This window comes from Sphingobium yanoikuyae (assembly GCF_034424525.1).
GTDB classification, from domain to species: domain Bacteria; phylum Pseudomonadota; class Alphaproteobacteria; order Sphingomonadales; family Sphingomonadaceae; genus Sphingobium; species Sphingobium yanoikuyae.
In genome coordinates, this window is sequence record NZ_CP139979.1 from 1,687,618 (window position 1) to 1,709,132 (window position 21,515).

A 21,515-nucleotide genomic window follows, 5' to 3' on the forward strand; every position below is an offset into this window, starting at 1 on the left:
ATCAGCCTTCCTGGCGGGTGAAGGCGAGGCAGGCCTTCAATATGGCGTTGAGGGTGGCGGCCAGCGGCGCGGCATGGGCCGGGTCGAGCGGTGGTGGCCAATTGGCCTCGGTCCGCTCGGCGGGCTCGTGGAGATAGCCGCGCATCGCCAGTTCCATCTGGATCGCATGCACGCCCTGTTCGGGGCGGCCATAATGGCGCGTGGTCCAGCCACCACGGAAGCGGCCATCGACGACATGGCTCATGCCGCTTGCCGCGCAGAGGCGGGCGACTTCGGCGGTGAGGTCCGGCGAACAGGTCGTGCCGAAATTGGTGCCGATGTTGAACTGCGGCAATGCGCCGTCGAACAGGCGTGGGACAATGCTGCGGATCGAATGGGCGTCGTAGACGACGACCCGGTCATGCCGGGCGCGCAGCCGGTCGATCTCGGCCTGCAGCGCGGCATGATAGGGTGTGAACCAGTTGGCCCGCCGCCGGTCGATCTCGGCCGCGTCGGGGACGGCGCCGGCATAGAGCGGCGCGCCGTCGAAATCGGTCGTCGGGCATAGTTCGGTCGTCGCCTGTCCCGGATAGAGCGAGGCGCCGGAGGGATCGCGATTGACGTCGATCACGCTGCGCGAAATGGCAGTGCGGATCGTCGTCGCGCCAAGGTCGGAGGCGAAGGCGTAAAGCTGGTCCACCCACCAGTCGGCATCGGCACGGGCGATCCAGGGCGAGCGGAAGGCGTCGCCGACATCGGCGAGATCGGTTCCTGTATGCGGGAAGGCGACGATCAGCGCCGCCTCGCCTCGCCGGATGTCGAGCCAGTCGTTCATCCCAGCACCGGGAGGGCGTGACCAGCGGCCGCTACCAGCGCGCCCGATCGGACGATGCGGTTGGCTGCCTCCATATCCGGGTGGAAATGGCGGTCGTCGGTCAGGTGCGGCACCGACTTGCGGACGCAGGCACGGGCCGCTTCCAACGCGGTGCTGGAGGTCAGCGGGGCGTGGAAGTCCATGCCCTGCACCGCCGCCAGCAGTTCGATACCGATTACCGCCGTCGCATTTTCCGCCATCTCGAGCAGGCGGCGCGCGCCATGGGCGGCCATGGAGACATGATCTTCCTGATTGGCGCTGGTCGGGATCGAATCCACGCTGGCCGGATAGGCGCGCTGCTTATTCTCCGAGACCAAGGCGGCGGCGGTGACCTGCGGGATCATGAAGCCGGAATTGAGGCCGGGTTTCGGCGTCAGGAAGGCGGGCAGGCCGCTCAGCGCCGGGTCGACCAGCATGGCGATGCGGCGCTCGGCGATCGATCCGATCTCGCAAATGGCAAGCGCGATCATGTCGGCGGCGAAGGCGACCGGCTCGGCATGGAAATTGCCGCCTGACAGCGCCTCGTCGCTTTCCGGGAAGATCAGCGGATTGTCCGACACGCCATTGGCCTCGATGCCGAGCGTGGTCGCTACCTGACGCAGCAGGTCGAGCGCGGCGCCCATCACCTGCGGCTGGCAGCGCAGGCAATAGGGATCCTGCACGCGTTCATCGCCCTTCAGATGGCTCGCGCGGATGGCGCTGCCTGCCATCAGGCCGCGCAGCGCATCGGCCGTCTCGATCTGCCCGACATGGCGGCGCAGCGCATGGATGCGCGCATCGAAGGGGGTATCGGAGCCCTTGGCCGCCTCGGTCGAGAGCGCGCCGGTGACCAGCGCCGCCTGGAACAGCGTCTCCGCCTCGAACAGGCCGGCGAGCGCGTTGGCGGTCGAGAATTGGGTGCCGTTGAGCAGCGCCAGCCCTTCCTTGGGGCCAAGCTCCAGCGGTGCGAGGCCGGCACGGGCCAGCGCCTCGGCGGCGGGCAGGCGTTCTTCGCCCAGCATGATGTCGCCGACGCCGATCATCGCGGCAGCCATGTGCGACAAGGGCGCCAGATCGCCGCTGGCGCCGACGGACCCCTGGGCCGGCACCACCGGCGTCAGCCCCTGAACCAGCATCGCCTCGAGCAGGGCGACCGTCTGCGGTTGCACACCCGACGCGCCCTGGCCCAGGCTGGCGAGCTTCAGCGCCATCATCAGGCGGATGACCGGGATGGGGGAGGGGGCACCGGTGCCGGCGGCATGGCTCAGCACGATATTGCGCTGGAGCGTGGCCAGGTCTTCGTCACCGATCCGCACGCTCGCCAGCTTGCCGAAGCCGGTGTTGATGCCATAGACCGGCTCGCCCTTCGCCAGGATGCGCGCCACCGCCGCTGCGCTCTCGGCAATGCGCGGCGCGGATGCGCCATCAAGCCGGGCCGTCGCGCCGCGATAGATGGCGCGCCAGTCGGCCAGCGAGGCTTCGCCGGGGACGAGGATGATAGCGTTCATTGACCACTCCAGATGCGGGCATGGAGCGGGTTATACCCCATGCGATAAACCAGTTCGGCGGGGCGCTCTATGTCCCAGATGGCAAGGTCACAGCTTTTGCCGACCTCCAGTGTGCCGATGTCCTTGTCGAGGCAGAGCGCGCGCGCGGCATTGCGGGTGACGCCCGCCAGGCATTCGTCCACGGTCAGGCGAAACAGGGTCGCGCCCATGTTAAGCACCAGCAGCAGCGAGGTGAGCGGCGAGGTGCCGGGGTTGCAGTCGGTCGCCAGCGCGATCGGCACGCCGGCACGGCGCAGCCCGTCGATCGGCGGCAGCTTCGTCTCGCGCACGAAATAATAAGCGCCGGGCAGCAAGGTCGCGACCGTGCCTGCACGGGCCATGGCGGCGATGCCGTCTTCGTCCAGATATTCCAGATGATCGGCCGACAGGGCGCCATGGCTGGCGGCGAGCGCGGCGCCATGCAGGTTGGAAAGCTGTTCGGCATGGAGCTTCACCGGCAGGCCGAGCGCGCGCGCGGCGGTGAACAGCCGGTCGGTCTGCGCTGGCGAAAAGCCGATCCCCTCGCAAAAGGCATCGACCGCATCCGCCAGCCCTTCGGCCGCGACGGCGGGCAGCAATTCGTCGCACAGCATTGCGATATAGGCGTCGGCATTGCCGGCATATTCGGGCGGCAGGGCGTGGGCGCCCAGGAAGGTCGTGATGATCCGCACGGGCCGTTCGCGGCCCAGTTGGCGCGCGGCGCGCAGCATCCGCAGCTCGGAGGCGGGATCAAGGCCATAGCCGGACTTCACCTCGACCGTGGTGGCGCCTTCGGCGATCAGCGCGTCGAGCCGGGGCAGGGCGCTCGAGACCAGTTCCGCCTCGCTCGCTGCGCGGGTGGCGCGCATGGTCGAGACGATGCCGCCGCCGGCACGGGCAATTTCCTCATAGGAGGCGCCGGCCAGGCGCAGCTCGAACTCGGCGGCGCGATCGCCGCCATGGACCAGATGGGTGTGGCAGTCGATCAGGCCCGGCGTGATCCAGCGGCCGGCACAGTCGATCGTCTCCGTGGGAGCGAAGACCGGGGCATCGGCACGCGAACCGGCAAAGGTGATACGGCCGTCGCGCGCGGCGATCACGCCATCCTCGACCGCGCCGATCCCGTCGCCCGCCATCGTCGCCAGCCGGGCGTTGGTCCATAGCCGGTCGCATATCATCGTCATCGCCAGCCTCCCTTCACAGCCTCCCGCCCAGATTGCATGATTCGATATTTAATGTATAGACATTATATCGGTCCGGGAGATTTGCAGTCCATGACGTCCCTGTTTTTCGACCATGTTTTGCTGCCGGAGGGGTGGGCGCGGGACGTCCGGATGCTGCTGCATGACGGCGCGATCGCGTCGATCGAGCAAGGCGCCGCGCCGCAGGCCAAGGATATCCGTCACGCCGTCGCGCTGCCGGGTCTGCCCAATCTGCACAGTCACGCCTTCCAGCGGGCGATGGCGGGGCTGACCGAGGTGCGCGGCCCGGCGGGCGACAGTTTCTGGACCTGGCGCGACCTGATGTATCGCTTCGTCGATCGCATGACCCCGGACGATATCGCGGCGATCGCGGCGCTGGCCTATGTCGAGATGCTGGAAGGCGGCTTCACCCGCGTTGGCGAATTTCACTATCTGCATCACGCCCCGGACGGCGCGCCCTATGCAAACCCGGCGGAGACCAGCCTGGCGATCATGGCGGGGGCGGCGGAAAGTGGCATCGGCCTGACGCTGTTGCCGGTCTTCTACGCCTGGTCGGGCTTCGGCGCGCAGCCACCGAGCACGGGCCAGCGGCGTTTCATCAATGATCTCGATGGCTTTGCCCGGCTGCGCGAGGCCGCGATTACGGGCGCGCGCGATCTGCCCGATGCCGTGGTCGGCGTGGCGCCGCACAGCCTGCGCGCGGTCGCGCCCGACGAACTGGCGCTGCTCGCCCGGATCGCGGGTCATAATCCGGTCCATATCCACATCGCCGAGCAGCAGAAGGAAGTGACCGACTGCATCGCCTGGAGCGGCCAGAGGCCGGTCGAATGGCTGCTGGACCATGCGCCAGTCAGCAATCGCTGGTGCCTGGTCCATGCGACCCACATGACCGAAGACGAGGCGTTGGCGATGGCGGCCAGCGGCGCGGTCGCAGGCCTTTGCCCGATCACCGAAGCCAATCTGGGCGACGGTATCTTTCCGGCTAAACCCTTCCTCGACGCCGGCGGTGTCTATGGTGTCGGCAGCGATTCCAATGTCCGCGTCGACGCGACCGAGGAATTGCGCCTGCTCGAATATGGCCAGCGCCTGGGCCTGCAGCAGCGCAATGTGCTGGCGCGCGAAGCGGGTATGTCGACCGGCGATCGCCTTTATCGTGCGGCAGTGGCCGGCGGCGCGCAGGCGCTGGGCGTTCCGTCCGGGTTGCGTCTCGGCGCTTCGGCGGACTTCGTCACGCTGGACCTTGATCATCCTTCGCTGGCCCATCGCTCGGTCGAGCGTCTGCTGGACGGGCTGATCTTCGGCGCGGGGCGGGAGGCGATCGATACGGTCTGGCGCCGGGGCGTGCAGATGGTAAGCGGCGGGCGGCATCGCGCCCGCGAGGTCGTCGCCACCCGCTATCGCCGAACGCTGGAGAAACTGACCGCGTGAAACAGCCGCTGCACGAGAAGATCCGCGCCGATTTCGAGGCCCGCATCCTGGCCGGCACGCTGGCGCCGGGCGACCGGCTGCCGACCGAGCAGGAGTTGATGCAGGCCCATGGCTGTTCGCGCATGACCGTGAACAAGGCGCTATCGGCGCTGCAATCGGCTGGCCTGGTCGAGCGGCGCAAGAAGGCGGGCAGCTTCGTCGCCCGGCCGCGCGTCCATTCGATGGTGCTCGATATCCCGGACCTTGCCGTCCAGATCGGCGAGCGCGGCCAGCGCCACAGCTATCGCCTGACCCGGCGGCAGGTGCGTGGCCCGATTGCGGGGCGCGACGAGGAAGCGGCGCTGGCCAATGGCGCGCAACTGCTCGAACTGGATGGCATTCATTGCGCCGATGATCGGCCGCTCGCGGTGGAGCATCGCCTGATCGCGACCCGTGCCGTGCCCGCGATCGTCGATGGCGATTTCGACAGCATCTCGCCGGGCACATGGCTGCTGCAGCATGTGCCCTGGACCGAGGCGGAAAACCGGATTTCGGCCGTGGGCGCAACGCGGGAGGAGGCGACCCTGCTCGGCATCGCGCCCGGCGCGCCCTGCCTGTGCGTCGAGCGCCATACCTGGCGCGGCGGCGATCCGATCACCTATGTCCGCCAGGTCTTTCTGGCCGACGCCTATGACATGGTGGCCCGCTTCGGTCCGGCGGGCGGTTGACGGGACAAAGGCAAATCGGCGCTCTTCCCTGCGGCTGACAAGGGCTGTCGGCAACGGGAAAGAGCGCCCGTCGACAGGCTCCGGTCAGGCCTCAAAGGCCGCCATCTGCCTGTCGCTGCGAAGACCTCATGGTAGCGTAGAGGCCTCCGCATTCTCGATCGTCATGATGCCCGGTGGCATGCCGCGCTCGGCTTTCTGCCGGGCGACCATGGCGCGGACTTCAGCGCGCAACGCCTTTGCATCATAGATGATGCCGTCCTTGATCGTGTAGTCGACGCCGCCGACCCGATCGACCTTGCCGGTCGCATCATCGAGCCTGATCGATCCGGTGCCGAACAGCAGCTTCATGTTGGCCAGCGGGTTGCCCTTGATGACCACGAGGTCCGCCTTGCGGCCGACGCGGATGGTGCCGATCTGGTCCTCATGGCCGAGCAGCCGGGCCCCTTCCTGCGTGGCGGCGTGGATCACCTCCAGCGGGCTGAACCCCGCCTCGCGCAGCAACTCCATCTCCTGGATATAGCCGAAGCCGTAGAGATTGTAGATATAGCCGCTATCGCTGCCCACGGTGACGCGGCCGCCACGGTTCTTGTAGTCGTTCACGAACCGCATCCAGCGGCGATAATTGTCCTTCCACGCCATTTCATGCTCGGTGGTCCAGTCGAACCAATAGGCGCCATGATTGGTGCGGCTGGGGCGATAATAATCCCACAGTGCCGGCATGGTGTAGTCGGCATGCCATTGCGCCCGGCTCATCCGCATGAAGTCTCGGCTGGTGAGATAGGCGGTGAAGGTCGGGTCCAGGGTGAAGCCGCGTTCCAGCAGCTTGTCCATCACCTTGTTCCACTGGTCCGACCCCGGTTCGGCCGCCTGCGCCCACAGCCGCCCGGCCTCGCCGAAGCGCATCTGCTCGTCATTGTTGATGAAGTCGGTGGGAAAGGCCTGGATACGCTGGTCGGTGAACATCGCTTCGGGCAGGCCATACCAATGTTCCATGCTTTCGAGGCCGGCGCCCGACGTGCCCAGCACATTGGCATAGGCGACCAGTTGCTGGGCATGGTGCATGGTGCTGTGCAGGCCGAGCTTCTTCGTCTCGTCAAGCGCGGCATAGAGCACGTCCTCCGGCGCGCCGCCGATGAACTTGATGCCGTCGGCACCGCGCTTCTTGGCTTCCTGGATCACCGCGCGGGCGGTGGCGGCATCGTTCACCGGGCCGCGTATCTGGTGGAACATCGGGTAGATGTCGATGCGTGGGGCGACGATCTCGTTGCGGGCGCTGCGGGCCTTGATGTCGGCCAGCCATTCGATCGGATGGCCGCTGCCCAGGTCGCGCACGGAGGTGATGCCATGCGCCATCCAGAGCTTGAGGATATAGTCGGACGGCACTTTCTGCGCGTCGCTCAGCGAATGGAGATGGACATGCGCATCGACGAAGCCGGGCATGACATAGGCGCCGGCCAGGTCGATCTCATGGTCGCCGGGCGCGACGCGCAGCGCGGGATTGATCGCGCCGGGCGCGCCGATCGACTTGATCTCGGCGATGCGGTCGTTCGACAGGACGATGTCGAACGGCCCCTGGGCCGGGGCCCCGGTGCCGTCGATCATATAGACATGGCGCAGCACCGTGCGCTGGAACGGCCCCACGCCCTGGTTGCGGGCGGGAATGGGATCGGCCGCCTGTGCCGCCGGCGCATTGGATGCTTCGGGCGCCGCAAGCGCGCTGCCGCTCAGGAGCAGCGCCGCCAGGGCGAGAATGGGACGGGACCGGACGGCCATGCGACGCTCTCCTCTATAGCTGTTGTGAAAGGCGGGCCGGAGCGCCACTGCCCCGGCCCGCCTATCGGCCGGATCAGAACTTCATCCGCGCGCCGACGAAGTAGCGGCGACCCAGCGTGTCATAGAGCGACACGTCGGTATTGGCGTCGCCAACCAGCGTCGTGCCCAGGATCGGCGGCTGCCGGTCGAGCAGGTTGTTGACGCCGCCGAAGAAGGAGAAGGTCTCCGTCGCGTCGATCGAGAAGCTGGTGTCGAGATACCAGACCGGGTCTACCGACTTCACCACATTGGTCGCGGTCGGATAGAGTTTCAGATCGCCGATCATCCGGCCCTGCAGGCGGAAGCTCAGCGGGCCGCTGGCATAGGTGGCACCCAGGTTCAGCTTGAAGTCCGGGGTGATGAAGCCGCCGGTGCCGACCGAACAGCCCGCACCATAATAGCCGGCGCAATCCTGCGGGGCGGAGGTGGCGAGCACCTGCGTCGTGCGCTCGAACAGCCAGCTGGCGATCGCCTGCAGCGACAGGCTGGCATCGTCGCCCAGCGACAGCGCACCGGGCAGCGGCACGCGATAATCGACCTGTGCGTCGATGCCGTTGACCTTGAGCGAGCCGATATTGTTGCTCGACACGCTGACATAGTCGAGCTGGCCATTGCCCAGGCGCGTGATCGCCCGGCAGGTGGCGCTGCCGGCATCCATCATCGTGTAGCAGTCGTTCATCGTCTGCTGCGCGTTGACGGTCATGATCGCGTCGTCGACCTTCACGTTGAAATAATCGACCGTGATGTTGAGGCGCGGGATGAAGGGCGGCGAGATGACCGCGCCGATCGTGTAGGTCTTCGACTTTTCCTCGTGCAGGTTCGGATTGCCGCCGCTGTCCTGGTTGAGGCCCAGCGTCGCCTGGGTGAAGTTGGCGATTTCGCCGGCCGGTACGCCGGTGGCGACGCAGAAATTCTTGAGCGCGTCGCTGCGATTGTCGCCGCCCGAGGTCGGGATGGCGCAGGGATCGGTGCCGCTGGAATAGCCGCGAGTCACCGCCGTATAGAGTTCGGCGATATTGGGCGCGCGGATCGCGCTGTTATAGGCGCCGCGGATGCGGATCCAGCTGACCGGGGCATATTCGCCGCCCAGCTTCCAGGTGAAGACCTTGCCGACCGAGCTGTAATCCGAATAGCGGGCCGCACCCTCGATCGCGAGCGTGTCGAAGAAGGGCATGTCGGCCAGGATCGGGATGCGCAGTTCGCCGAACAGTTCCTTGACGTCATAGGCACCCGCCAGCGCCTTTTGCGACACCGCGCCATATTCATTGGCCAGGTCGAGCGGGCTGGGGCTGAACGTGTATTTGTCCTTGCGATACTCCGCGCCCAGCGCGACCGAAACCGGGCCGGCCGGCAGTTCGAACAGGGTGCCGGCGATGCTGGCACCCGCGACCTGGCGGGTGAAGATGTCATGGCTTTCGCGCACCGGGGTCAGGAAGGCGCCGGCTTCCTGGCTGATCGAATTGAGGCCCAGGATCGACACGGGGACGCAGCCCAGCGACTGGTTGCGACAGACGACATTGCCGGAGGAGTCGATGACCGCGTCCAGACCCATCGACAGGCGGGTCTGCGAAATCAGCCCTTCATTCCGGGTGTCGGTGCGGTTGCGCATATATTGGTAGAAGGCGTCCCACTTCCAGTCGCTGCCCAGCAGCGACACATCGCCGCGCAGGCCGGTGGTGATCTGGTAGGATTGCCGTTCGTAGCGATAGTTGCGGGTACCCAGTTCGTCCGCGCGGCGGCCGCCGCCGACGATTTCCGCCGTGCCGTCGCCATTGGTGTCGAAGATGGCGGCATTGTTGGTGAAGAACTGGCGCAGGCTTTCGGGCAGCACCGGGTTGCTGGCATAATTGGGGATCAGCAATGTCGAGGAGGCGGCGCCGGGCGTCAGCGGGGTGAAGCTGTCGGGCGCCAGGATCATGTCATTCTTGGCGTTGACGAAATAGGCCTCGGCATAGGCGGTGATCTTGTCAGCCACCTCATAATGGGCGTTGGCGGCGACGTTGAAGCGATCGAGCGGGCGCTGCAGCAAATTATAGGGCGCGTAGTTGTAGGTGTCCTCCGGCTGGCAATAGGGCAGGACGGTGCCGTTCTCGCCAAAACGAATGCCGGTGACCGAGGTGCAGCTGCCACCGGGAGTCAGGTTGACGCCGGTCAGGGCGGCGCGCTGCGCGGCGCTCAGCGGGACGCGCGTGCCGGGGATGCTGCCCGATCCCGAATAGACCAGCTGGCCATTGACTTCGCCGAGCGGCGTGCGGCTGAAACCACGATCATTCTGGGTGATCGACGACTGGCGCGTCCAGCTGCCCGACAGGGTGATATTGCCCCGGCCATCGGCGGTGCTGGTGCCGAACGTCAGGTCGAGCTTCTTCGATTCGGCGTCGCCGCGATCGCTGATGCCATATTGGGCGCTGGCTTCGACGCCCTCGAACTTGTCGTCGAGGATGAAGTTGACCGCGCCGGCGATCGCGTCGGAGCCATAGACGGCCGACGCGCCGCCGGTGATGATCTCGACCCGCTTGATCAGGGCATCGGGAATGGAGGCAAGGTCGACATTGCCGCTGGAATCGGCGGGGATGAAGCGGCGGCCATTGACCAGCACCAGCGTGCGGGTGTTGCCCAGACCGCGCAGATTGGCGGTCAGCACGCCCGACCCGCCGCCATTATTGACGGTGGAGGTGTTGCCCGATGCCAGCTGCGGCATCTGGTTCAGGGTCTTTTCCAGCGTGACGTTGCCCGACAGCTTCACATCCTCGCTGCCCATGACCGAAATCGGGCTGGGCGCGGTCAGATCGGTGCGAACCAGGCGCGAGCCGGTGACGATGATGTCGGTGGGCGGCTGTATGTGTTCCTGTGCCTCCTGGGCATGGGCGACCGAACCAAAGGCGGCGCCGGCCAGGATGGTCGACAGCAACAGAAAGGCATTGCGGCGGCCGTACAGGCCCGCCGGTCGGATCGTCATCATTGGTCTATCCCCCTGTAATCGCTAGGATTCAATTCATTCGACACAGATTATGATTTTGCATGCGCAGCAATATGGGATGCTGCGCCGATGTCGGCTCCTGCGTACCGGACCGCCTGACGGTCCCCCGGACGGGTGTTCAGCTCCTCTCTCTGTCTCTGCGGCTCTTTGACCGCTTCAATGTATATTGAATATCGTATACTTTAATCATGCTGAGGCTGCAGGAGGCTGTCAAGATTGCAGTTAAATGTCAGTCCGCAGTCGCCGGCGAAAAGCGTCGAACGGGGAGTTAGTATTATGAAAATAAATAGAAAAATTGTTCGTGCCCTGCTGCTGTCGGGCGCGGCTCTGGGGCTGTTCCGGCCCGATATTGTTGCGGCTGAAACAATCTGGATACGCGACGTAACCGTCATCGACGGCACCGGGGGCGCAGCAAAGGCGGGGCAGGACGTGCTCGTTGCGGATGGGCGCATCGCAGCGATCGGCGCAAAGCTGAAGGCGCCGGCCTCGGCCAGGCAGGTCGACGGCCGCGGGCGTTATCTGCTGCCCGGCTTCATCGACTCCAATGTTCACGCAACCGTCTATGGCAACCCGGCTCGCCGCGACACCTCATCGCGCTATGCCGACCGGAACGAGGAACTGGCGCTCGAATTTGCCCAGCGCCAGTTGCGCGCGGGCGTCACCACCATGCGTGACAGCTATGGCGTGCTGCCGCCGCTGCTGGCGGTGCGCGACCGGATCGCCAGCGGCCAGGCGATCGGCGCGCGCATGCTGGTGGCGGGCAATATATTGGGCTGGGGCGGCCCATTTTCGCTGACCTATTCGCTGACCGGCGATCGCGACCTGACCCTGTTTCAGGAACAGTGGAACGACATGCTGGCCCAGGGCATGGGCGAGGAACTGATGGACATGACGCCGGAACAATTGCGCGCCGCCGTCAGCGCCTATCTCGATCGGGGTGTCGATTTCCTCAAATATGGCGGCACCAGCCATTTCATGATGCCCTCGCTGATCGGCTTTTCGCCGCGCCAGCAGGCGGTGATCGTGGCGGAGGCGCACAAGCGTGGCAAGATGGCCGAAACCCATGCCACCAGTTCGGAAGGGCTGCGCCTAGCGGTCGAGGCGGGGATCGACCTGATCCAGCATCCCGAGATATTGAGCCGAGACTATCCCGACGATCTGATTGCGCTGATCCTGTCAAAGGGGACGTTGTGCGCGATGCGGTCCAACATGGTCACCGGCGCGGTGCGGCAGAAGCAGATTGCCCGGCGCGCCAGGGCGGTGGCGGACATTGCGCAGATGCCGCCGGCGCTGACCAGCACCGAATTGCGCCGTCGGGCGACGATGCGCGGCGACGATGCGGAGATCGAGCGGCGCAATGCCGAGCGGCTGGTCGCGGCCGGATGCCCCGTCACGATCGCGACCGACAATTATCTGGGCGATGCGCCCGAGTTTCGCCGCAGCCCCAAATCGCCGGAGCAGGAGCCGGGCGAGGGGAGCCTGCTGGCGATCGAAGGGCTGGTGGAACTGGGCATGACGCCGATGCAGGCGATCGTCGCGGCAACCCGCAACGGCGCACGGGCGGCCGGCCGGCTCCAGGATCTGGGCACGGTGGAGCCGGGCAAGATCGCCGACCTGCTGCTGCTCGATGCCGATCCGCTGGCCGACATTCATAATATCCGCCGCCTCGGCCGGCTGTTCGTTGCGGGCAAGGAGGTCGATCTTCAGGCCCTGCCGCAGACGCACCTGTTCATGGTGGATCAGCCAATGCCCTGAGGGCGTTGCCTGCCGTCTGCAAGCGGCCAAAGCCGGATGTCCATTCCTCCCCTGCAAGGGGAGGGGGACCGGCGAAGCCGGTGGAGGGGTGTTCCGCTATCGAACGGGTGACGCCCCTCGGCCAGGCGCGGGCAGGGGAGGATGATAGGCAAACCATCCCCCCGCCCCCGTCCTGCCGCCTATTCCGTCGCGCTGTCGTAGAAGGCCAGCAGGTCGCGGCGGAGGCCCTTCATGGACTCCGGGTGGATGTAGATCATGTGCCCCGATTCATAATAGCGATAGCTGATATTGGCCTGCAGCGCCTTGTCGAGCTGCATGTGCTTCAGATCATATTCGGCGCCGGCAAAGGGCGTCGCCATGTCATAATAGCCGTTGAGTGACAGCACTTTCAGATGGCTGTTGGTGCGCATCGCGCGGGCCAGGTCCAGCGCGGTGTCCGCCGCCGGCATCGGTCGGCCACCGCCACCCGGTGCGCGATGGCGCTGGTCCCAGGCCGGGCTGATCTCCTTGTAGAAATTCGGGCGGTAGCTGAGCGGCGTCTTGTAGCCCAGCGTGCCGAACAGATAGGAATTGAGCGCCGCGATATAGGCGCCGCTGATCGACGTGTCGGCCGCGTCGAATTCGGGATCGGCGGCGCTGTCATCGACATCGATGCCGACGAAGCGGGAATCGAGCCGGCCGACGGTGCGGCTGCTGTCGCGCATCAGCTCCTTGCGGAACCGGCCGAGGTCGATGCGCAGCTTGTTCTGCAGGATGAAGCCCTTGGACAGGCCGGTATAGGCGGCGAGCTGGGTCGCGATCGCATCGCGCTCGCCATCGGGCAGGTCGTCGCCCTTGGCCAGCGCGGACAGATAGGGGCCAAGGGCAAAGGCGCGCACTTCGCTCAGGAACGGCTCCAGCGTCGCCGGCCGATTGGGCAGGCGGTTATGATACCAGGCGGTCGCCGCATAGCTGGGCAGATAGGTGACGTTGATCTGGTCATAGCCCGGATTGCGGATGCCATAGTTCAGGATCGACGACAGCAGCACCACGCCGTTCATCTGCACGCCGCGTTCCTGCAGCGTGTTGACCAGACCCGCGGCGCGCAGCGTGCCATAGCTTTCGCCGAGCAGGAATTTGGGCGCATTCCAGCGATTGTTGATCGTCAGATAGCGCTGGATGGCGCTGGCAAAGGCATCGATGTCCGGATCGACGCCCCAGAAATCCTTGCCCTGAGCCTTGCCGAGCGGGCGCGACAGGCCGGTGCCGATCGCGTCGATGAAGACCAGGTCGCTGCGGTCGATCAGGCTGTCGGGATTGGGACCGATGGCGAAGGGCGCGGGGCGGGCGGTATCGGGCGTGGGCGTATCCACCCGGACGGGGCCAAAGGAGCCGATGTGCAGCCACATGGTCGACGAACCCGGACCGCCGTTGAACAGGAAGGTGACGGGGCGTTCCTTCGCGCCCTTGGCCCGATCGGCGACATAGGCGGTGTAGAACATGCTCGCGATCGGTTCGCCGGCATCGCTGCGGATCGTCAGCGTGCCGGGCGTGGCCGTATAGTGGATCAGCTTGCCGGCGACCGTCACCGACGCGCGGCTGGGCATCGCCTGTTCCTCGACCGGGGCGACGGCGCTATCGTCCTTCTTGGCCTCTTCCTTCTCCGCCGGAGCGGGCTTGTCGGCGGCGATCGACGGCGCAGCCAGCGCGGCCAGCAGCAGGGGAAGGGCGGAATATGCGATGTTTTTCGGGATCATGACTCTGCCTGTTGCCTAAATTTGCGGCGAACCGTACATCGTATACCAAATCTGTCAAATGCGCATATGCATCATCTTCGTAAAGTTCCAAGGGAGGACCAGATATATGAAAACCCGTTGGCCCCGGCTCGCCGCCGCTGCCGCACTGCTGCTCGCCACGCCGGCACTGGCGCAGGGATTCGATGCCGCGCAGGTCAAGCAGGGCGACCATGTCATCCGCGACTTTGCTTTCCGTTCGGGTGAGAAGCTGCCCGAACTGCGTATGCATTATCGCACCATCGGCACGCCGCATCGCGACGCCAAGGGGCGGATCGACAATGCGGTGATGATCTTGCACGGCACCGGTGGATCAGGCGCGCAATTCCTGCAACCGCAATTTGCCGACGAGCTGTATGGCCCCGGCCAGCCGCTCGACGTGCGCCGCTATTTCATCATCCTGCCCGACAATATCGGCCATGGCGATTCCTCCAAGCCCAGCGACGGCCTGCGCATGGCATTTCCCCATTATGATTATGACGACATGGTCGAGGCGCAGCGCCGCATGCTGGTCGACGGGCTGAAGGTCGATCATCTGCGGCTGACCTTCGGCACCTCGATGGGCTGCATGCACATCTTCGTCTGGGGCGAAAAGTATCCCGGCTTTGCCAGTGCGCTGATGCCGATGGCGTGCCAGGCAGCGCCGATCGCCGGGCGCAACCGGATGTGGCGCAAGGCGGCGATGGACGGCATCCGCGCCGATCCGGCCTGGCAGGATGGCAATTACACGGCGCAGCCGCTGCTCGGTCTGCGCACCGCGTCCAGCCTGTCGCAGATTGCCGGTGCCGCCGCTTGGTACATGCAGGTGCAATTCCCCACGCGCGACGCGGTCGATGCTTATTGGAAGGAACGGTTCGATCGCGACATCGCCAGCCGCGACGCCAATGATTATCTCTACCAGCTCGATTCCTCGCGCGATTATGATCCTTCCGCCGACCTGGAGAAGATCAGCGCACCGATGACCTGGATCAATTCCTCCGACGATTTCATCAATCCGCCGGAAATGGGCATGGCCGAAACAGCGGCCAAGCGGCTGAAGACCACCCGCTACAAGCTGATCCCCTATTCGCCCGAGACGCGGGGGCACAGCACCCACACCTGGGCGAAATTCTGGAAGGATGAACTGGTCGCGCTGCTGGCGCGCAGCTGATCCTTGATGCGCCTGTCGGCGCATGGCGGTAAGGAATGGAAATGCGCTCTTCCGCGCATTTCCCAAAAGACGCTATCGGCCGCCTAGCTTCATGAGGCGGCCGATCCACGGAGAAAGTGCCAGGACGGCAAGGCCGATCAGCATGGCAAGGCCGCCGATCCGGCCATAAGCGGCGAGCACCGTGCTGGCCTGGTCTGCCCCCGCCGATGCGCCGATGGCAGCGGCGATCACGCCCGACATGAAATTGCCGCCCGCCGTCGCCAGGAACCAGGTGCCCATCATCAGCCCCAGCATATGGGGCGGCGACAGGCGCGACATCGCTGCCAGCCCGACCGGCGACAGGCACAGTTCGCCCATGGTGTGGAGCAGGTAGAGCAGCAGGATGAAGAGCATCGGCATCTTCGCCCCCGGCAGCATCATGCCGGCGCCAACCAGCAGCAGGAAGCCAGCCCCGACCTGGATGATGGCCAGGCCGAACTTGGCGGGGGTGGATGGCTCCAGCCCGCGCCGGCCGAGCTTCAGCCATAGCCAGGCGAAGAAGGGCGCGAGCAGGAAGATGGAGAAGGGACCGACCGCCTGGAACAGCGAGGCCGGCACCGTGATGCCGAACATGGTGCGGTCGACATGCCGATCGATGAACAGGTTGAGCGAGGAGCCGGTCTGTTCGAACAGACCCCAGAAGACGGGCTGCACCACCAGCAGGAAGATCGCCACCAGCAATCGTCCGCGCGCCGCCGGATCGAGCTTCAGGCAGGCATAGGCGACCAGGCCGATGCCCATGGCTACACCGCTGGCGCTCAGCAGATAGCCGACCGTCGCGGGGCTGGCGAGCAGGGCCAGCATCGCCGCGGTGAAAGGCATGGCGCTGGCATAGAGCCAATATTCGCGGGGGATGCCGAACAGCGGGCTTGCCAGCCAGGCCGGATCGGGCGCCTCGCCCTGGCCCTGCAACAATGGCCTGCCCATGACGAAGACGATGATGCCCAGGATCATGCCCAGTGCCGCCGCGCCAAAGCCCCAGGACCAGCCGATCGTTTCGCCCAGCAGGCCGCAGACGAGCGGACCGAGCGCGCCGCCAAGATTAATGCCCATGTAGAAGATGGTGTAGGCCGGATCGCGCCGCATGTCGTCGCGGGGATAGAGTTGGCCGACCAGCACCGAGACATTCGCCTTGAGGAAGCCGGTGCCGACCACGATCACCGCCATGCCGGCGAGGAAGATGCGGGTCGCGCTCTCACGGTCGCCGCCCAGCGCATCGAGGCCGAGCAGGATATGGCCGCAGGCGATGACGATGCCGCCGAACAGCACCGCCTTGCGCGCGCCCAGATAGCGATCGGCCAGCCAGCCGCCGACCAGCGGGCTGACGAACACCAGCGCGATATAGGCGCCATAGAGCATGCCCGCGCGCTCGTCGGAAAAGAGGAACTGCTTGGTCAGGTAGAAGATCAGCAGCGCCCGCATGCCGTAGAAGGAGAAGCGCTCCCACAATTCGGTAAAGAAGAGGATGAACAGGCCGCGCGGATGGCCGAGGAAGGTGGTAGTGGTGTGATGATCGGCTGGGGGCATGACGCTCATGGGCAATAGGCGGGGTGGGTCGCATCCGGCTCGAACGCGGACACATGGTTGAGAGCGATCACCCAGCGGCCCTCGACCTTGCGCATCAGCCGCGTGTTGATGCCGGACTGGCCGGGTTTGGCGGCAAGGTGGAAGCGGCTGATCAGCTGGGCCGCGTCGGGTGCCAGCATCTCGATCTGAATGTCGCAGAAATGGAGCGTGCCGCGCGTTTCGGGCGAGGCGCCATAGTCGCGGACATAATGGTCGAGCGTGCCCTGCCAGTCGCGCTGGAACTGGCCGCGCGACACGAAGGTGACGCCGGGGTTGAGGAAGCCCGCCATATAGCCGCGAAAATCACCCCGGTTCCAGGCAAGCTCCATGTCGGCGATCACCTGCCGGATCGCCGCCTTGTCCGTCTCCGCCGAAGGGGGGATCGGCGCGGCGCCCATGCAGAGCGCCGCGCCGATCAGGGGGAGGAGACTGCGCTTACTGCGCCGCACCGGACGCCCCGGCTGCGGCCTTGGCCTTTTCCGCCTGGATGAAGCGGTCAAGCTCCGCCTCCATCACCGGCAGCGGCACCGACCCCATGGTGAGCAGCGTGTCGTGGAACGGGCGCTGATCGAACTTGTCGCCCAGTTCCGCCTCGGCCTTGGCGCGCATCTTGCGGATCGACAATTCGCCCAGCTTGTAGGCCAGCGCCTGCGCCGGCCAGGCGATGTATCGATCGACCTCATTGGTGATGTCGAGCTTCGCGAGCGCGGTGTGGCTGGCCATATAGTCGATCGCCTGCTGCCGCGTCCAACCCATGGAGTGCATGCCGGTGTCGATCACCAGCCGCACTGCGCGCCACATCTCGAACGTCTCGCGGCCGAACTCCTCATAGGGCGTCTCATACATGCCGAGCTTGGTCCCCAGCCATTCGGTATAGAGGCCCCAGCCTTCGCCATAGCCCGAGAAATAGGTCTGGCCACGGAAGGCCGGGCGGTTGGGGGCTTCCAGCGCGTAGGCGGCCTGGAAGCTGTGGCCCGGATTGCATTCGTGCAGCGTCAGCGCGGTCAGATTGTAGAGCGGGCGCGAGGGCAGGTCATAGGTGTTCATCAGGCAGGATTCGAGCCCGCCGCGACCCGAGGTGTAGATGGGCGCGATCTCATCCGGCACCGGCAGGATGGTGAAGCGATAGCGCGGCAGATTGTTGAACGTGTCCTTCAGCCTGCCGTCCATCTTCTTGGTGACATAGGCGGAATAGGAGAGCAGCTCGCGCGGGGTCTTGGCATAGAATTGCGGGTCGGTGCGCATGAATTCCAGGAACTCGGCGAAGCTGCCCTGGAACTTGGCGTCCGCCATCGTCTTCTTCATGTCCGCATCGATGCGCGCGACTTCCTTCAGGCCGATCTCGTGGATCTGCTGCGGCGTCAGGTCCAGCGTCGTATATTCACGGATCTGGTCCTGGTAGAAGGCCTTGCCGTCGGGCAGCGAATAGGCGTCGATCGTCTTGCGTGCCTTGGGCATATATTCGCCGCGCATGAAGGTCAGCAGCTTCTGGTAGCTGGGCGCGATGGCGTCGCGGATCAGCGCCTGTGCCTGTGCCTGCATCGCCTGGCGCTGGTCGGCCGGGATGGTGTCCGGCATCGCGGCGAACGCCTTGTAGAAGGGATTGTCGGTGCCGGCGGCCAGGAACGGCTCGATCGTCTTGTCACGCCCCTCGATCGACACGCGCGGCACGGTATAGCCGCGCTTCAGGCCCGCCTGCATGTTCGCGATCTGCTCGTCGAAATAGCGCGGGATGTCCTTCATCCGGCCGAGATAGCGGCGATAATTGTCGGCGCTGGAAAAGGGCGTGCGCGGGTTGAGGCCGGTCCAGAAGAAGGTATCGCTGTTGAACGGCGCCTCATAGGTCTTGTACTTGATCTTGGTCGCATTTTCCCAGACCGAGGTCTTGAACACCGCCTTGTTGATATATTCCTCATGCGACAGTTGCGCGTCGGGGATCTGATCGAGCTGTTTGAGGATATCGCTCCAATAGGCATAGCGGCGCTGCTGGGTGGCGGCGGTCACGCTGGGCAGATGATCGTCGGCGCCGCCTTCCGTCCGGCCGCTGCCGGGCAGGCGCGCAAATTCCTTCTGGCGCCAGGTCCATTCGGCGTCATACAGCGCCTTGAGCTTCAGGTCGGCGGCGGTCGGTTGTGCGGCCGGTGCGTTGGTGGCCGGCGCGGTCTGGGCAAGGGCGGCCGGGGCCGTGCCGGCGAGCCAGGCGATGGCGAGCAAGGATGCGGCATGGGGCATTTTCATGAATGTCTCTCTTCCCTGTTCGGCGAAGCGATCCGGCGCCCCGCTCCTATCAATAATGTATACGATATACCTTGATTAAGGCGGGTCAAGTGCGCGTTTCGCCCGCGGGCGTGAAAATGCGCGCGCCGAACATCGGGCCGGCCCGCGTCATGCCGGGGGCCGGCTGGACGCGGATCATCACCGTGCTCTTGCCGCGCGTCAGCGCCTCGGGAATGGCGTAGGTGACGTCGAAAAATTCGCCCGGCCGGTCGGCATCCAGCTTCTGCGTCGCGATCTTCTGGCCGTCGACCAATATGTCGAACAGCCGGTTTCGCTCCTCGCCCCAATAAGTGGCCTGCAGGATCAGCGGGCCGGGCTTCACCTTCATGCGGAACTGGAAATGGCCGTCGGTGCGCGCATCGCGCCCATGCCGTCCGCGATAGGTGGTGGTGTAGGAGAGTTTCGCTTCCAGCCCATGGTCGCGCTCGGGCTGCATCTCGCCCAGATGCATGACATCGACGGAGCGCCGCTCCAGGTCACGGAGGCGCGCCTGCTCGACGGCAAAGGCCTGCTGCTCCACGCCCCATTCCTGCTGGGTGAAGCGCTTGAAATAGACGGCGGTGCGGCGATCGCGCTGCTGGAAGAAGGGCGCGAAGCTGAGGTCGGCGGGCTTGCCGATGTCGGCGGTGCGATAGGCGGGGACGGCGCCGGGGGTGGCGGCAAAGCCCTGCGTCACATCGGCGGCGACCAGCGCCGGGGATGGACCGTCAAAGGGCTGGTCGGCCGCGCCCAGATCGGCCGCCAGTACGACCGGGCCGTGCAGCAGCGCGATGGTCCGGGCATCATCCGGCGTTGCTTCGACCCGCAATGCCATCGGCAGGTCCAGCGTCACCTGATCGCCGGCCTTCCACTTGCGACCGATCAGGGCATAGCCATCGGCGATGCGCGGGGCGGGCAGGGGCGTGCCATTGACGGCGATACGCGCGCCCTGGCACCAGCCGGGGATGCGCAGCGCCAGGGTGAAGCGGCCGGCCCGCGCCAGTTTCGGGATCGACAGGGCGATGTGGCCATCGAACGGATAGCCGGTCTCGATCCGCAGCTTCGCGCCCCGCGCCGCCCAGTCGGCTTCGCTGGGGATATAGAGATTGGCGATCAGCATGTCGGCCGGCCGGTCGGCATCTTCCCACCAGATGGATTCTCCGTGCTTGGCATGGCTTTCCATGCCGCTGCCGACGCAGCACCAGAAATCGTCGAACGGTTCCGACCAGACGCGGTGCGACCCCGACATCAGCGGCACCATATAGGCGAACATGCCGGTGGCCGGGTTCTGATGCGCCAGAATATGGTTGATATGGGCGCGCTCATAATAGTCGAACAGGCGCGCCTCGGGCTTCCAGGCATAGAGATGCCGGGTCAGCTTCAGCATGTTGTAGCTGTTGCAGCTTTCGCAGGTCTGTTCGGTAATATGCTTGGAAATGGTGCCGGGATCGGGGAAATATTCCCGGTCGGCATTGCCACCGATGACATAGCTATATTGCCCGACCACGGTCTCCCAGAAGAAGTTGGCGGCGATCGCATCGGCGGCATTGCCGGTGATCTCGTGCAGGCGCGCAAGGCCGATCAGCTTGGGGATCTGCGTATTGGCGTGGATCCAGGGCAGGCTGTTCTGCCGCTGGGCCAGCGGATCGAGCACCTTGCGATGGCGCAGGCGCGTGGCCAACGCCAGCCAGCGCGGATCACCGGTGCGGGCGTGCAGTTCGGCGAAGCTCTCGTTGATGCCGCCATGCTCGCAGTCCAGCACCTGCTGCACCTGTGCATCGTCCAGTTTCGCGAACACCCCGTCGATATAGGCGGCCAGGGCCAGCGCGACACCGCGCGCCTGGCTGTTGCCCAGATGGGTTTCGGCGTCGAACAGGCCGGCGAACAGCTTGTGCCAATTATAGAAGGGCACCCAGCAGCCGTTGAGATCGAACCCGGCCGATCGGATGTCGCCGCGCATGATCTCCGGAAAGATCAGCCTGCCATCCTCGATCACATCGTCGCGGCGACGGGTGAAGCCTGCGACATAGCCGTCGCCAGCCGCCGCCTGACAGGCGGCCAGTTCGTCGATGATATAGGCGGCGCGGCGGGCGCATTCGGCGTCGCCGGTCTGGGCGTGCATCAGCGCCAGCGCGGTCAGATAATGGCCCAGCGTATGGCCGGCGATGGTATCATTTTCCCAGCCGCCATAGATGGCCCCCTTGGGCGTCAGGCCGGCATGTTTGCGGAAATTGTGCAGCAGCCGATCCGGCTCCAGCCGCAGCAGATAGAGGCGATTGCCCTCGACCGCGTCGGCAAAGGGGGAGGGGAGAAGCCGGGTCGCCTGCAGCGGCAAGGCGCGCGCCGATTCGGGCAGCGCACTGCCGGTTGCGGCATGGGCGACGCTGCTCCATCCCTGCCAGGCGGGGGCCGTCGCAACGGCGGTCGCGGCCAGCAACATGGCCCTGCGGCTGAGGGGCGTGTGACGGTGGGACATGGCGGCTCCGGCTT

Annotated in this window: 14 protein-coding genes; 4 read left to right on the top strand and 10 right to left on the bottom strand. The window is 65.6% G+C overall.

Features of this window, described 5'->3' with window-relative positions; genetic code table 11:
- Position 1: 1 nt before the first annotated feature.
- The 3 genes from hutG to hutI are packed head-to-tail and all read right to left on the bottom strand — an operon-like array spanning position 2 to position 3,536.
- Positions 2–814 carry an N-formylglutamate deformylase gene (gene hutG / locus U0025_RS07785; protein WP_004212472.1) on the bottom strand — a complete coding sequence of 271 codons (813 nt, stop codon included), beginning with the start codon at positions 812–814 and terminating at the stop codon, positions 2–4.
- The gene (gene hutH, locus U0025_RS07790) at positions 811–2,340 is read right to left on the bottom strand and encodes a histidine ammonia-lyase (protein WP_004212473.1); all 1,530 of its coding nucleotides are present in this window, start codon (positions 2,338–2,340) and stop codon (positions 811–813) included. Before hutH ends, hutG begins: the two co-directional genes overlap by 4 nt.
- Positions 2,337–3,536: an imidazolonepropionase gene (hutI, locus tag U0025_RS07795; RefSeq protein ID WP_174320776.1), complete on the bottom strand. Its 1,200-nt coding sequence runs from the start codon at positions 3,534–3,536 to the stop codon at positions 2,337–2,339. The genes hutH and hutI overlap by 4 nt, the downstream gene beginning before the upstream one ends.
- A 96-nt stretch (positions 3,537–3,632) precedes the next feature.
- Here hutI and U0025_RS07800 point away from each other — a divergent pair, with 96 nt between their 5' ends.
- Positions 3,633–4,988, top strand: a complete 1,356-nt coding sequence (locus U0025_RS07800) for a formimidoylglutamate deiminase (protein ID WP_004212475.1) — start codon at positions 3,633–3,635, stop codon at positions 4,986–4,988.
- The gene (hutC, locus tag U0025_RS07805; RefSeq protein ID WP_004212476.1) at positions 4,985–5,695 is read left to right on the top strand and encodes a histidine utilization repressor; all 711 of its coding nucleotides are present in this window, start codon (positions 4,985–4,987) and stop codon (positions 5,693–5,695) included. The genes U0025_RS07800 and hutC overlap by 4 nt, the downstream gene beginning before the upstream one ends.
- Positions 5,696–5,821: 126 nt before the next feature.
- On the opposite strand, the gene U0025_RS07810 is transcribed toward hutC, so the two are convergent.
- Both U0025_RS07810 and U0025_RS07815 read right to left on the bottom strand, forming a co-directional pair.
- Positions 5,822–7,468 carry an amidohydrolase family protein gene (locus U0025_RS07810; protein WP_004212477.1) on the bottom strand — a complete coding sequence of 549 codons (1,647 nt, stop codon included), beginning with the start codon at positions 7,466–7,468 and terminating at the stop codon, positions 5,822–5,824.
- A gap of 73 nt (positions 7,469–7,541) precedes the next feature.
- Positions 7,542–10,469 (bottom strand): TonB-dependent receptor domain-containing protein, encoded by a 2,928-nt coding sequence (locus tag U0025_RS07815; RefSeq protein WP_004212478.1) that lies wholly within the window; start codon positions 10,467–10,469, stop codon positions 7,542–7,544.
- A 294-nt stretch (positions 10,470–10,763) separates the two neighbouring features.
- On the opposite strand from U0025_RS07815, the gene U0025_RS07820 reads away from it, so the two are divergent.
- Positions 10,764–12,242: an amidohydrolase family protein gene (locus tag U0025_RS07820; RefSeq protein WP_257011039.1), complete on the top strand. Its 1,479-nt coding sequence runs from the start codon at positions 10,764–10,766 to the stop codon at positions 12,240–12,242.
- A 179-nt stretch (positions 12,243–12,421) separates the two neighbouring features.
- On the opposite strand, the gene U0025_RS07825 is transcribed toward U0025_RS07820, so the two are convergent.
- Complete coding sequence (locus U0025_RS07825) at positions 12,422–13,978, bottom strand: S10 family peptidase (RefSeq protein ID WP_004212480.1); 1,557 nt, start codon at positions 13,976–13,978, stop codon at positions 12,422–12,424.
- Between the two features lie 106 nt (positions 13,979–14,084).
- Between U0025_RS07825 and U0025_RS07830 the strand changes: the two genes are divergently transcribed.
- Positions 14,085–15,164, top strand: a complete 1,080-nt coding sequence (locus U0025_RS07830; RefSeq protein ID WP_004212481.1) for an alpha/beta fold hydrolase — start codon at positions 14,085–14,087, stop codon at positions 15,162–15,164.
- Positions 15,165–15,236: 72 nt separating this feature from the next.
- Here U0025_RS07830 and U0025_RS07835 read toward each other — a convergent pair whose 3' ends face one another.
- The 4 genes from U0025_RS07835 to U0025_RS07850 all read right to left on the bottom strand — a co-directional run bounded on the left by U0025_RS07835 (position 15,237) and on the right by U0025_RS07850 (position 21,501).
- The gene (locus U0025_RS07835) at positions 15,237–16,739 is read right to left on the bottom strand and encodes a peptide MFS transporter (protein ID WP_004212483.1); all 1,503 of its coding nucleotides are present in this window, start codon (positions 16,737–16,739) and stop codon (positions 15,237–15,239) included.
- Entirely contained in the window at positions 16,736–17,167 is a 432-nt protein-coding gene (locus U0025_RS07840; protein WP_037491465.1) for a YybH family protein, read from the bottom strand. The genes U0025_RS07835 and U0025_RS07840 overlap by 4 nt, the downstream gene beginning before the upstream one ends.
- A gap of 37 nt (positions 17,168–17,204) precedes the next feature.
- A complete protein-coding gene (locus U0025_RS07845) occupies positions 17,205–19,007 on the bottom strand; it encodes a DUF885 domain-containing protein (protein ID WP_004212486.1) in 1,803 nt (600 codons plus the stop codon).
- A gap of 85 nt (positions 19,008–19,092) precedes the next feature.
- Entirely contained in the window at positions 19,093–21,501 is a 2,409-nt protein-coding gene (locus U0025_RS07850) for a glycoside hydrolase family 127 protein (RefSeq protein ID WP_004212489.1), read from the bottom strand.
- Between the last annotated feature and the right edge of the window lie 14 nt (positions 21,502–21,515).